Source organism: Streptomyces venezuelae (assembly GCF_008642295.1).
In the GTDB taxonomy this organism is placed as follows: Bacteria; Actinomycetota; Actinomycetes; order Streptomycetales; family Streptomycetaceae; genus Streptomyces; species Streptomyces venezuelae_C.
The window spans coordinates 1,621,214-1,633,821 of the sequence record NZ_CP029190.1 but is presented as its reverse complement, the minus strand read 5'-3'; the positions used below and the strand labels follow the sequence as shown (position 1 = coordinate 1,633,821).

Genomic DNA, 12,608 nt, shown 5'->3' with positions numbered 1-12,608 from the left:
CCGACGACGACCCTGGAGCACCACGGATGATGCCCGGCCTGCCCACCGCCATGGACCGACCCCACTTCATCGGCATCGGCGGGGCCGGCATGTCCGGGATCGCGAAGATCCTCGCCCAGCGCGGCGCGCAGGTCGCCGGCAGCGACGCCAAGGACTCCGCCACCGCCGACGCGCTCCGCGCCCACGGGGCCACCGTCCACATCGGCCACGCCGCCGGACACCTCGCCGACGACGCCACCTGCGTGGTCGTCTCCAGCGCCATCCGCGCCGACAACCCGGAGCTGGCCCGGGCCGCAGAGCTCGGCATCCCGGTGGTCCACCGGTCCGACGCGCTCGCCTCCCTGATGGACGGCCTGCGCCCGATCGCCGTCGCCGGCACCCACGGCAAGACCACCACCACCTCCATGCTGGCGGTCTCCCTGTCCGCGCTCGGCCTGGACCCCTCCTACGCCATCGGCGGCGACCTGGACGCCCCGGGCTCCAACGCGCACCACGGCGAGGGCGACATCTTCGTGGCAGAGGCGGATGAAAGCGACCGCAGCTTCCACAAGTACGCTCCGCAGGTCGCGATCGTCCTCAACGCCGAACTCGACCACCACGCCAACTACGCGTCCATGGAGGAGATCCACGAGTCCTTCGTGACCTACGCCGGGCGCATCACGGCCGGCGGCACCCTGGTGATCTCCGCCGACCAGGAGGGCGCGGTCGAGCTGACCCGCCGGGTCCGCGCCGCCCAGCCCCAGCTGACCGTGGTCACCTACGGCGAGTCCGAGTCGGCCGACATCCGCATCATCAAGATCACCCCGCGTGGTCTGACCAGCGAGGTCACCGTGCTGCTGGACGGCCGGATGCTCACCTTCACGGTCTCGGTGCCCGGCCGCCACTACGCCCACAACGCGGTCGCCGCCCTCGCCGCGGGCACGGCCCTCGGCATCCCGGCGCACAACCTGGCCTCCGCGCTCGGCAAGTACACCGGGGTCAAGCGCCGCCTCCAGCTCAAGGGCGAGGCCCGTGGTGTCCAGGTCATCGACTCCTACGCCCACCACCCCACCGAGATGACCGCCGACCTGGAGGCCATCCGAGGCGCCGCCGGGGACTCCCGCATCCTGGTCCTCTTCCAGCCGCACCTGTTCTCCCGTACCCAGGAGCTGGGCACCGAGATGGGCACGGCCCTCGCGCTCGCCGACGCCTCCGTGGTCCTGGACATCTACCCGGCCCGCGAGGACCCGGTCCCCGGGGTCACCAGCGAGATCATCATCGCCGCCGCGCGGGCCGCCGGCGCCGATGTCACCGCCGAACACGACAAGACCGCCGCCCCCGAGGTGATCGCGGGAATGACCAAGCCGGGCGACCTGGTTCTGACCATGGGCGCGGGCGATGTCACCGATCTCGGACCCGAGATCCTCGCCCGCCTGAGTGACTGAGCGACTGCAGGGAGCGAGCGCAATGGCGTACGAGATCGAGAAGCCCGACGAGCAGTGGCAGGCCGAACTCACCCCGAGCGAGTACCAGGTGCTGCGGCTGGCCGGCACCGAGCCCGCCTTCCGCGGTGAGTACACGGACACCAAGACGGTCGGCACCTACTCCTGTCGCGCCTGCGGCGCCGAACTGTTCCGCTCCGAGGCCAAGTTCGACTCCCACTGCGGCTGGCCGTCCTTCTTCGACCCGAAGGACTCCGACGCGGTGGAACTCCTCGCGGACACCTCCCACGGCATGGTCCGGACCGAGGTCCGCTGTGCGAAGTGCGGCTCCCACCTGGGCCATGTCTTCGAGGGCGAGGGCTACCCCACCCCCACGGACCAGCGGTACTGCATCAACAGCATCTCGCTGCGCCTGGCGCCGGACGAGGCCTGACCACCACCGGGCCCGGCGCGGAGGCGCCGGGCCCGGCGGGGGGTCAGCAGGTGGGGCAGGCGTCGCGGATGACGCGCCAGGTGAAGGTGGTGCTGCCGGTCGCACCGGCCGCGTCCGTCGCCGTGACCGTGACCGTACGGGTGCCGGCGCCGCGGGCGACGCCGGAGATCAGGCCGGTCGTGGCGTTGATCGTCAGGCCCGTCGGGAGACCGGTGGCCGACCACCCGTAGGGCGCGGTCCCGCCGGAGGCCGACATCTGCAGGCGGACCGGGTCGTACTGGTAGGAGACCTGGTTCCCGGGGTGGGCGACGGCGACGCCGCCGGCCGTGGTGCCGGTGTACAGCAGGAGGTTCGGCGAGCCCGTGCCCGGGTTGATCACCTTGTTCGGGGTGGCCGCGGCGGTGAGGGCCGCGGAGACCTGGGCCGGGGTGTCGCCCGGCCGGACGGCCAGGTGCAGGGCCGCCGCTCCGGCCGCGTGCGGGGCCGCCATCGAGGTGCCCTGGAGGGAGTTGGTGGCCGTGTCCCCGGTGTGCCAGGCCGAGGTGATGGCCACGCCGGGCGCGAACAGGTCGGTGCACGGGCCGTGGTTCGAGAAGGAGGCGCGGTTGTCACCGCTGTCGGTGGCGTTGACCGTGATGGCCTCCGTCACCCGGGCCGGGGAGTAATTGCACGCGTTGGCGCCGTAGTTGCCCGAGGCGATCACAAAGGTCACCCCCGAGGCGATGGCGGAGCGGACCGCGCTGTCCGCGGTCGGGTCCACCCCGCCGTAGCCGAGGCTCATATTGGCGACCGCGGGTTTGACGGCGTTGGCGGCGACCCAGTTCAGGCCGTCGACCAGCCCGGCGGTGGTGCCGGATCCGGCGCAGTTGAGCACCTTCACCGCGATCAGCTTCACGCCCTTGGCCACTCCGTACTGGCTGCCGCCCACGGTGCCGGCCACATGGGTGCCGTGGCCGTTGCAGTCGGTGTTGTTGCCGTCCACGGAGTTGTGCCCCCAGACGGCCCGGCCGCCGAAGGTGCTGTGGCTGGTACGGATGCCGGTGTCCAGGATGTACGCGTTCACCCCGGCGCCGGTCGTCCCGTACGAATAGCTCGCGTCGAGCGGGAGGCTGCGCTGGTCGATGCGGTCCAGGCCCCAGGACGGGGGGTTGGGCTGGGTGGCCGCGAGGCGCACCTCGGCGTCCTGCTGGACGTACGCGACTCTGGGGTCGCCGGCCACTCTCGCGGCCTGCTCGGCGTTCATCCGCGCCGCATAGCCGCGGACCGCGGTCTGCCAGACCATCCGGACCTGCCCGCCGTGCCGCGATGCCAGGCTGTCGGCTGCCTCCGGGACCGCCCCGGCCGCGACCACGCCGTCCTTGAGGATCACCAGGTAGCTGCCGGGAACCGGGGTGGCCCCCTGAACCGTACGGACCGTCCCCACGGGGACGGGCGGAGTGCCGGCGTCGGCCGGGGCGGCGCCGAGGGTCGAGGCGAGGGCGGCCACCAGGCCGATCACCAGGGCGGGTAATCGGCGCCGGGCGCCGGACGATGCGTTCACTGGAACCTCCGAAGTCGCAGGGGAGCGCGGGGACTGCGGTGGGGCAGGCGGCGCTCGGGGCAGGGCGTTTCAGAAGTCGGACCCCGTTCGACGGACCCAGGCGGACCGCCTGTGAACGACATGTGGGGAACCGATGGCCATGCATGTGCGAACTGTGGTGGAGCGGTGCGCATCATAGTGAGATCTGACGGCGCGGCACCAGAGGGGGGAGCGGTCGTCGCGATCCGGTTCCGATCGGGACTCCGGTCGGCAACAAGGGGGTCGCTCATAGCATCTGCCGATATCAGAATCAATGTATCCGATTCAGCCGTTCGGCTGGTTATGATCAGCGCCTTCAGACTGACTGTCCCGCGCACCCCGCTCCCCGCCCGCTGCCCAGCCGCCCCCGAGGAACGATGTCTTCCACAGAACCCGAAGGACCGGCAGAACCCGAAGAGCCGGCAGCGCCCCTGACGGCCCGGAAGCGGCAGCGGCTGCCGCGGCGGCGGACGGTGCGGCTGCGCACCCTGCTGATTTGTCTGGCAGTCGTCCCCACCGTGGCCATGGGCGCCCAGACCGTGCTGAACGCCGACCGGCTGCTGGCACAGTCGGCGCACCTGCGCGCCGATGTGGAGGCCAGCGAGCGGGTCGGCGTGCCCCTGTACACGCTGATGGTCAACCTGCAGGCCGAGCGGACGGCGACCGCGGCCCGGTGGGCGGGCACCCCCGGTGCCGAGGACGAGCTGAGGCTCCGGCGGCAGGCCACGGACCGCGCCGTGGCCGACTTCGGCCGGGCGGTGACCGGTTCGGACGGTTCCCTCGCGGAGGTGGACCGCCGCATGCAGACGATCGGCGGTCCCCGCCAGCGCACGGACGTCCGCATCGGCCCGGCGGAGAGCTCGCTCGGCTACTACACGGGCGCCATCAGCGAGATCATCCGGGTCTACCAGGAGGAGTTCAGCCACGCGGAGGACGCCGGACTCACCGAGGCCAACCGGCCCGTGGTGTCCATGCTCTCGGCCTCCGAGATGGCGGCCCGGGAGGACGCGGTCCTGGCCCTGGCCGGACCCTCCAGGGAACTGAGCCCGGCCGGCTTCGACGAGTTCGCCAGCGCCGTCGGTGCCCAGCGCTACCTGTACGAGACCTGGATCGTGCCCTACCTGCCCGAGGGGGACCGGAGGTTCTACGAACGCATCGTCACCTCCGCGGACTGGCAGACGAAGAAGCGCATCGAGAACGCGATCATCCACGAGAACAAGGACACCGCCACCGGCATCAGGCTGCCCGCCGAGATCAGCGGGTGGCGCGCGGCGCACAACAACGTCTCGGTCCAGATGGCCACCCTCAACATCGACCGGGCGCGCGACGTCCTCTCCCGCGGCGAGGCCAAGGCGGACGGCCTCCAGACCGAGGTCGCCTGGCTGATCGGCCTCAACGGCGCCGGACTGCTGCTGGTCGTGGCCGTGGTGGTGTTCTCCACCCGCTCGGTGCTGCGCCGCCTGGACGGCCTGCACCGGCGCACGGTGGCCGTCGCCGACCGGATCCTCCCGGACGTCGTCTCCCGGCTCGACAGCGGCCGGCCCGTGGACGAGTCCGTACTGCCGGAGGTCCGCGGGCACCGGGACGAGGTCGGGCGGATCAACGACGCCTTCGCCCGGGTCGTCGCCGTGTCCGTCGACGGGCACCGGCAGCTCGCGGCCGAGCGCCACGGCTTCGGCATGTTCGCCTCGGGCATCGCCTCCCGCACCGGGAACCTGGTCAGCCGGCAGTTGAGCCTCACCGAGGATCTCCAGGACGAGTTCGGCCACGACGAGGCCCTGCTGGCCCGGCTGATGCGCTCCGACCAGCTGACCGTCGGCATGCGGCGGCAGATCGAGAACCTGCTCATCCTGTCCGGCGGGGAGATCCCCGACCCGCACACCGAACCCATGCGGGTCGCCGACCTGCTGCGCGAAGCCGCCGCCGAGGTCGAGGAGTTCCGCCGGATCGAGCGGCACGCCCTGGACGAGGCCAGCGTGGAACCGTCCGTGATCAGCCAGATCAGCCACCTGCTGGCGGAACTGCTGGACAACGCCACCCGCTTCTCCCCGCCCCGGTCGAAGGTGGTCATCCGCGCCGAACTGGTCGCGGACGGACTCTCGGTCGAGATCGAGGACCGCGGGCCGCGTGTGACCGGTGCCCGGTACGAGGAGATGAACGGGCGTCTGCACTCCGCCCCGCCGTACTCCGTCCTCGCCGAGAACGCCCACCGGCTGGGGCTCTTCGTGGTCGGCCACCTCGCCGACCAGCTCGGGGCCACGGTCACCCTGCGCCGCTCGGTCTACGGGGGCACCTCGGCCGTGGTCATCCTCCCCGCGGAACTCCTGACCCCGGCCGCGCACGAGCCGGAACACGCCAAGGAACGCGCCAAGGAACCCGCCCGGGAACGGACCCCGGAGCGCGCCCCGGAGCGCGACCCGGACGGCGCGCCGGAACAGGAGCGTGAGCCGGAGCGCCTGCCGGAGCACGCGCCCGAGCGTGCGCCGGTACGCGAGCCGGAGGGCGAGCCGGAGCGTGAGCTCCAGCCGGTTGCCGCCGCCGGGCCCGTGCCCGTACCGCGGACCGCCGAACCGGCCCCGCTCACCGGCTCCGGACTGCCGAGCCGCCCGGTCTCCGGCCGGCCGAAGGAGCGTACGCCCGCACTCCGGCCCGTCACCCAGGACGGCGGCGCCCGCCCCGCCCTCCCGGAGCGCGTGCCGCAGACCCATATGACCGAGCAACTCCGCGGGCCGCGGGCGGCGGAGCCGGCCCCCGCCCCGGACCGGGCCACCCCCGAAGAGGTGGCCGATGCCTGGTCGGACTACGAACAGGGGACCCAGTCAGTGGAAGCAGAGCTCAGACAGGATCAGCCATGACGACGACACCCAACACCGCGGCATCTCACAGCGCGATCTACAGCGTCCTGGACAACAACCTGAGCCGGATCGCCGGCATCCAGGGAGCCGTGCTCCTGTCCAACGACGGGATCAGGCTCAGCGACTACCTGCTGGACCGGGACCAGGCGGAGCGGATGGCCGCCGCGGCCTCCGGTATCGCGGCCACCATGAAGGCGATCTCCAGAGAGGTCGACGGCGGCCGGGTCATCCGCCAGCTGGTCGAGATGGACGACCGCTACCTGTGCATCGTCGGGTGCGGAGAGGGCAGCACCCTCATCGTGGTGACCTCCCGCAAGGCCCGGCTCGGGGAGCTGGGCGGCGAGGCCGTCCGGACCGCCCAGGCACTCGGCGAGTGGCTGGGCACCCCCGAGCGCCATCAGGCGCCGACCCCGTAATGCCGGACGAGCCGCAGCGCTCCGGCCGCCGGACCCGGCTGTACGCGCTGACCGACGGCCGGACGGCCGCTCCGCACACCGTCCTCACCATGGACACCACGATCACGGCGGCCGTCGCCGAGGACGCCCGGGGCGGCCTGCCCAGCGAGTGGCAGGCCATCCTCGCCATGTGCCCGGCCCCGGGCGGGCTGGCGGTCGCCGAGATCGCGGCGCGGACGGGCATGCGCCTGACGCCGATGACGCTCCTCCTCGGCGAACTCGCGGACCGCGAGCTCATCGAGCACCGGCCGCCCCTGGACGGGGCGGAGACCACCAACGTCCACCTGCTCATGAGAATCAGGGACAACCTTGCCCGCATATGACGCGCCCGGCACCCCCGCCGAGGCCCTGGCTCCCGTCAAGATCCTGGTCGCGGGAGGATTCGGAGTCGGCAAGACCACGGTCGTCCAGACGATCTCCGAGATCGAGCCGCTGCGTACGGAGGAACTGCTCACCAGCGCGGGCGTCGGCGTCGACGACCTCGACGGCATCGAGTCCAAGACGCTGACCACGGTGGCGATGGACTTCGGCCGGATCACCCTCGCCGACGCGGGAATCGTCCTCTACCTGTTCGGCACCCCCGGCCAGGAGCGGTTCTGGTTCATGTGGGACGACCTGCTGAACGGGGCGCTCGGGGCGCTGGTGCTGGTCGACACGCGGCGCCTGGACCGGAGCTTCCCGGCCATCGACTTCTTCGAGAGCAGAGGGCTTCCGTTTGTGATCGGAGCCAACTGCTTCCACGGCGAACAGCCCTATACCGCGGAGGAGATCGGGGCGGCCCTGCACCTGCGCGATCCGCAAACCCCCGTCCTACTGCTGGACGCACGCGTCCGCGACGATGTCCGCGGTGCCCTGCTCGCCCTGCTGGACCAGCTGATCGCCGGGGCGGAGACCGCGGCGACCGCCTGAGCCCGGCCTGACCGGCAGGGCACCCTAGATGAGGCTGTGGCGGACGGCGCGGGCCACCGCGTGGGCGCGGTTGCGGGCCTGGAGGCGGGCCATCAGTTCGTAGATGACGTTCTTGACGGTGTGCTCCGAGCAGGACAGGGTGCGGGCGATCACCGCGTTGCCGTGGCCCTCCGCCATCAGCGTCAGCACGGCGGTCTGCCGGGCCGTGAGCAGCGGGGCCTCCGGCAGGGCCGTCGAGCGGGGGACCGCCGGGGTGCCCGCGCCGCCCAGCAGCCGGACCAGGGCCGCGTACGGCATCCGGCCGTCGCCCTGGTGGGCGCAGTGCACGGCGGCCATCAGCTGGTCCGGGGTCAGGTCCGCCGAGCGGAGGATCGCCAGCACTCCGGCCTGGATGGCCAGCCGCAGTCCGGCGGGGGTGACGGTGTCGCAGATGGCCAGCAGCCGGTGGCCGGGACCGGGGCAGGCGGCCAGGGCCTCCTCCACGGTCGCGGCGACCGCCACCACCACGGTGTCCGGGGCCGGTTCGGCGGCCGGGGCCAGCACACTGCCGGCCTCGGCCAGCATCCGGGCCAGCCGGTCCGGCGGGGTTCCGCCGGGGCCGCCCACCACATGCACCCGTACGCCCTGCTTCGCGCGCTCCGCCGGCTCCGCCCGCTCCGGGGCGGTGGTGAGGGCGGCGCTCACAGCAGACCCGTCCGGAGCGCGTAGGCCACCGCGTGGGCGCGGTTGCGCAGCCGGAACCGCTGGGTGATGTCATGGACGACGGTGGTCACGGTCCGCGGCGAGTAGCACAGCCGCTGGGCGATCTCGCTGGTCTCGAGGCCGTCCGCGACCATCCGCAGGACCGATCTCTCCCGGTCGGTCAGGCCTGCCGCGGCCCAGGGGGCGGCCGTCGGGTCGCCGTCCCGGCCGGGCGCACCCGAGTGCTTCAGCAGCAGGTCCAGCAGGTCCGGCGGCAGGGTGCAGTCGCCGCGCGCGGCGGCCAGCACCGCCCGGGAGAGCCGGGCGACGTCCGCCTCCCGGCGGCGCAGCAGCCCCCGGGCACCCGCCGCTATCGCGTGCAGGGCGCCCCCGGGTGCCAGTTCGGCGGCCACCAGCACCACATCGGGCCGGTGGGGCGCCTCGCGGATGGTCCGCAGGACGTCGAGCTCCGGGTGGCCGACCTGGTCGACGGTCATGACCACGACCCTCGGGGCACCGTCGGGCGCTGTCAGGACCACCTCGGGGCAGGCGAACAGGGTGCTCTTGGTGCCGGCTTCCAGCACCGGGTCGAGTGCGACGACGTTGACAGGGACGGGCTGTGCCACCGAGTCCTCCGAGGGGTCGAGGTCCGAGGGGTCAAGGGGAGTGGGGCTCTGGACAGCAGACTGGCGGCGGCTGCCGGGGCCCGGCATCGGGCCCCGGCCCCCACATTTGTGAAGGGGCGGTGAGCGGGCCCCGCAGATCCGGTGCGGACGGATCCGCAGAGCTCACCGGCCGCGCGGGCGGCTGTCCGCGCCGCCCCGCCCCGGGCCGGCGGCGGCCCCGGCGGGCACGCCGGCGGCGGCCGTGCGGGGGCCGCCCGCCCCCAGGCCCGTAGGTCCCCCAGGCGTGGTGGGGGAGGGCCCGCAGAATATGGGGGAGTTCCCCCCATGTGGGGGGCGGCGGGCTCTGCGAGTTTTTCTCCCGTGACTGATACCGCCACTGACCGAGAGACCCGGGTCGGCGCCCTCCTCCCCCACGGGTGGTGGGCCCGAGGCCTGAACCTGCGGGAGAGGCTCGCCGCTCCGGACGCCCCGGCGTCCGCGGCGGGCGCCGCTTCCGGCGGCCGGCCCGCGCCGTGGTCCTGCGGGGACGCGGAGGGTTTCGCCGCCCGGCTCGCGAGCCTGGGTGTCGGTGCCGGCCTGGCCCACGGCCTTGCACAGGAGGCGCCGGCCCGGCTCGCCGGGCGGGCGGCCAAGCCGCACTGGGCGGCGTACATCGAGCGGGCGGTCGCGGAGGTCCCCGGGGCGCGGCAGGCCATCGGCCGGCCGGACGCCGAGGACAGCCGGGACGGCGCGCAGGGCGCGGACGGCTCGCGGGCCGCGGACGGCTCGCAGGGTGCGTACGACGCCGAGGCCGACGGGGCCCGCCTGTTCCTGCCCGTGCTGCGGCCCCTGATCTCCCTCGCCTGGGCCGAGGTCGAGGCCAGCGCCGACTCCGGCGAGGCCGAACTCGCCGCCGTACGCCCCGGGTTCGAGGAGCGCCTCGGCGAGCGGCTGACCCGGCAGGCGGCCCGGACCCTGGTGAAGGAGCTGAACCTGGCCCGCGCCGCGGGTGAACTGCCGGGCCGGACCCCGCAGGACCGCTTCGCGGCCTTCCTCGCCCGGCTGGGCACCCCGCAGGGTCTCGCCGGCCTGTTCACCCGCTATCCGGTACTGGCCCGGATGCTCGGCCAGGCCTGCGGATACGCGGCCGAGGCCACCGCCGAGCTCCTGGACCGGTTCGCCGCCGACCGCCCCGAGATCGTCAAGGAGCTCCTCCAGGGCACCGACCCGGGCGAGCTGGTCCGGATGGACCTCGGCCGGGGCGACGCCCACCAGGGCAACCGCTCCGTCGCCCTGCTGCACTTCGCCGACGGCGCCACCGTGGTCTACAAGCCCCGGCCGCTGGGCCAGCACGAGCTGCTGGACCGGGCGGTGGGCTGGCTCAACGCGAAGGTGCCCGGCCTGGGGCTGCGCACCCCGCGCACGGTCCACGGGGCCGGCCACGGCTGGCTGGAGTTCATCGGGCACCACGGCTGCGAGTCGGTCACCGAACTCGACCGGTTCTACCGCCGCCAGGGCGCCCTGCTCGCCCTGCTGTACGCCGTGGACGGCGTGGACATGCACTACGAGAACGTGATCGCCAGCGGGGACCAGCCCGTGCTGGTGGACGCCGAGACCCTGCTGCACACCGGGCTGCCCGCGGCCATGACGGCCGGCCCGGACCCGGCCGCCGAGGCCCTCCAGGCCTCCGTGCACCGGACCTGCCTGCTGCCGAGCCTGCTGATCGGCGAGAACGGCGGTCTGGACATCTCCTCGCTGGGCGGCGGTGCCGGCGGCGCCTACCCCAGCGACGACGTCTGCTGGGAGGGCGCCGGAACGGACGAGATGCGGGTCCGGCGGGCCGCCGTGGTCTGTCAGGCCGGGCAGAACCGGCCGGTGCTGAAGGGCGGCCGGGCCACCGGCCACACCGACCACCGGGCGGCCCTGCTGGAAGGCTTCCGGGCCGGGTACGAGGCCATCGCCGGGCACCGGGCCGAGCTGCTGGGCGCCCACGCCGAAGCCGACGTCACCGGCACCGGCGGGGGGCTGCTGAACCGCTGGGCCGCGGCCGAAGGACGGCTGATCGCCCGCTCGACCCGCCTGTACGCCACCCTGCTGGACGAGTCCGCACACCCCGACGTGCTGGGGGACGCACTGGCCCGGGAGTCGGTGTTCGCCCTGCTGTGGTCGGAGTCCGTCCACGACCCGGCCCGGCAGCGGCTGGTGGAGGACGAGATCGCCGACCTGTGGTGCGGGGACGTCCCGCTGTTCTTCCACCACCCGGCCGGCACCGCCGTCCGCACCACCCGCGGCGACCGCCTCGAAGGGCTGCTGCCCGCCGCCGGGCTGGACACCGTACGCCGGAAGATCGCCGCGATGAGCGAGGTGGACCGCTACGACCAGGAGTGGATCATCTCCGCCACCCTGGCCGTCAGCAGCGCCAACTCCGGTGCGGCGCACCCCCGTTCGGTACTCGCCCAGCGGCCCGCCCCCGCCGAGGTGCCGGAGCCGAACCGGCTGCTGGCCGCCGCCTGCGGGATCGCCGACGAGCTCGCCGCCCGCGCCGTGCCCGGCGCCGGGCGGGTCAACTGGCTCGGTCTGGAGCAGGTCTCCGGAGCGCACTGGGCGGTCCTGCCGATGGGTGCGGGGCTCGCCCAGGGATACACCGGGGCCGCCCTGTTCCTCGCCCAGATCGGCGCCCTGGCCGGCGCCGAACGGTACACCGCGCTGGCCCGGCAGGCGGTCCGGCCGCTGCCGGAGCTGCTGGCGGCGCTGGCGGCGGAGCCCGAGCTGAGCGCGGCGGCCGGTCCGGGCGCCCTGCACGGCCTGGGCGGCATCGTCTACGCGGTGGCCCGGCTGTCCGCGCTCTTCGGCGAGGCCGAGGGGGATCCCGCGGGGATCGGACGGTGCCTGCCCGACGCCCTGGCCGCCCTCGAACTGGCCGCCGAGGCCGACCCGGACGGCCCCTGCGATCTGGCCGACGGCCTCGCCGGCGCCCTCGCCGTCACGGTCGCGGTCGCCGGTACACCCGGTACACCCGGCGCGGCCGGTGCCCGGGCGCTGGCCGGCCGGCTCGCCGACCGGCTGCTCGACCGGCTGGGCGGCGCCACCCCGGCCCCCGGCTTCGCCCACGGCGACGCCGGCATCGGCTGGGCCCTGCTCCGCTACGCCGCCGGCCGGCCGGAGGCGCGCCGGCACGCCGAGGCCGGTACCGCACTGCTGCGGTCGGCCCTGGACACCGCCCTGCTGCACCCCGGGCACCTCGACTGGTCCACCGGCCTCGCCGGGACCGCACTGGCCGCCGCCGACGCCCTCGGCGACGGCGCGGGCACCGGCGCGGCGCTCGACCGCAGCACCGCCCTGCTGGCCGCGGCCCCGCAGGCCGCCGACCTCTCCCTCCAGCACGGCACCCTCGGTGCCCTGGAGCTCCTCTCCGTACGCGCCGCCCGGGGCCACCACCCGGCCCGGGGGGCGCTCACCCGCCACACCGGCGAACTGCTGGGCCGGCTCGCCGAGCACGGCCACCGGTGCGGCACCCCCGACCAGGTCCCGTCCCCGGGACTGCTCGCCGGACTCTCCGGCATCGGCTACGCCCTGCTCCGGCTCGGCTTCCCCGAGGCGGTCCCGTCCGTCCTGCTCCTCGAACACACCTCTCGCTGAACCCCGTTCACCGTCTCACCCTCCTTTCCCGCCCCGTCCCCGAAAGGCAGCC

At 74.1% G+C, this 12,608-nt stretch carries 10 protein-coding genes; 7 read left to right on the top strand and 3 right to left on the bottom strand.

All coding sequences use genetic code 11. The features are described 5' to 3' along the window. The first annotated feature begins 26 nt into the window (after positions 1 to 26). Together murC and msrB are read left to right on the top strand one after the other, a co-directional pair. Complete coding sequence (murC, locus tag DEJ50_RS07065) at positions 27 to 1,424, top strand: UDP-N-acetylmuramate--L-alanine ligase (protein ID WP_150206729.1); 1,398 nt, start codon at positions 27 to 29, stop codon at positions 1,422 to 1,424. Between the two features lie 22 nt (positions 1,425 to 1,446). Then, complete coding sequence (gene msrB, locus DEJ50_RS07060) at positions 1,447 to 1,854, top strand: peptide-methionine (R)-S-oxide reductase MsrB (RefSeq protein ID WP_150206728.1); 408 nt, start codon at positions 1,447 to 1,449, stop codon at positions 1,852 to 1,854. Positions 1,855 to 1,897: 43 nt separating this feature from the next. On the opposite strand, the gene DEJ50_RS07055 is transcribed toward msrB, so the two are convergent. Next, a complete protein-coding gene (locus DEJ50_RS07055; protein WP_223837641.1) occupies positions 1,898 to 3,394 on the bottom strand; it encodes a S8 family peptidase in 1,497 nt (498 codons plus the stop codon). Between the two features lie 395 nt (positions 3,395 to 3,789). On the opposite strand from DEJ50_RS07055, the gene DEJ50_RS07050 reads away from it, so the two are divergent. From DEJ50_RS07050 to DEJ50_RS07035, 4 genes are read left to right on the top strand one after another with little or no spacing between them, the layout of a single operon-like run. Beyond that, on the top strand, positions 3,790 to 6,267 hold the full coding sequence (locus DEJ50_RS07050; protein WP_150206727.1) for a sensor histidine kinase: 2,478 nt from the start codon (positions 3,790 to 3,792) through the stop codon (positions 6,265 to 6,267). Next, a complete protein-coding gene (locus DEJ50_RS07045) occupies positions 6,264 to 6,683 on the top strand; it encodes a roadblock/LC7 domain-containing protein (protein WP_150206726.1) in 420 nt (139 codons plus the stop codon). The genes DEJ50_RS07050 and DEJ50_RS07045 overlap by 4 nt, the downstream gene beginning before the upstream one ends. Further along, positions 6,683 to 7,045 carry a DUF742 domain-containing protein gene (locus tag DEJ50_RS07040; protein ID WP_150206725.1) on the top strand — a complete coding sequence of 121 codons (363 nt, stop codon included), beginning with the start codon at positions 6,683 to 6,685 and terminating at the stop codon, positions 7,043 to 7,045. The genes DEJ50_RS07045 and DEJ50_RS07040 overlap by 1 nt, the downstream gene beginning before the upstream one ends. 25 nt (positions 7,046 to 7,070) lie before the next feature. Further along, on the top strand, positions 7,071 to 7,631 hold the full coding sequence (locus DEJ50_RS07035; protein WP_150211965.1) for a GTP-binding protein: 561 nt from the start codon (positions 7,071 to 7,073) through the stop codon (positions 7,629 to 7,631). Positions 7,632 to 7,655: 24 nt separating this feature from the next. Here the strand turns inward: DEJ50_RS07035 and DEJ50_RS07030 are convergent, their stop codons facing one another. Both DEJ50_RS07030 and DEJ50_RS07025 read right to left on the bottom strand, forming a co-directional pair. After that, positions 7,656 to 8,315, bottom strand: a complete 660-nt coding sequence (locus tag DEJ50_RS07030; protein ID WP_223837640.1) for a helix-turn-helix transcriptional regulator — start codon at positions 8,313 to 8,315, stop codon at positions 7,656 to 7,658. Next, the gene (locus tag DEJ50_RS07025; protein ID WP_190344330.1) at positions 8,312 to 8,938 is read right to left on the bottom strand and encodes a helix-turn-helix transcriptional regulator; all 627 of its coding nucleotides are present in this window, start codon (positions 8,936 to 8,938) and stop codon (positions 8,312 to 8,314) included. The genes DEJ50_RS07030 and DEJ50_RS07025 overlap by 4 nt, the downstream gene beginning before the upstream one ends. A gap of 360 nt (positions 8,939 to 9,298) precedes the next feature. Between DEJ50_RS07025 and DEJ50_RS07020 the strand changes: the two genes are divergently transcribed. Beyond that, a complete protein-coding gene (locus DEJ50_RS07020) occupies positions 9,299 to 12,556 on the top strand; it encodes a type 2 lanthipeptide synthetase LanM family protein (protein ID WP_223837639.1) in 3,258 nt (1,085 codons plus the stop codon). Positions 12,557 to 12,608: the final 52 nt, after the last annotated feature.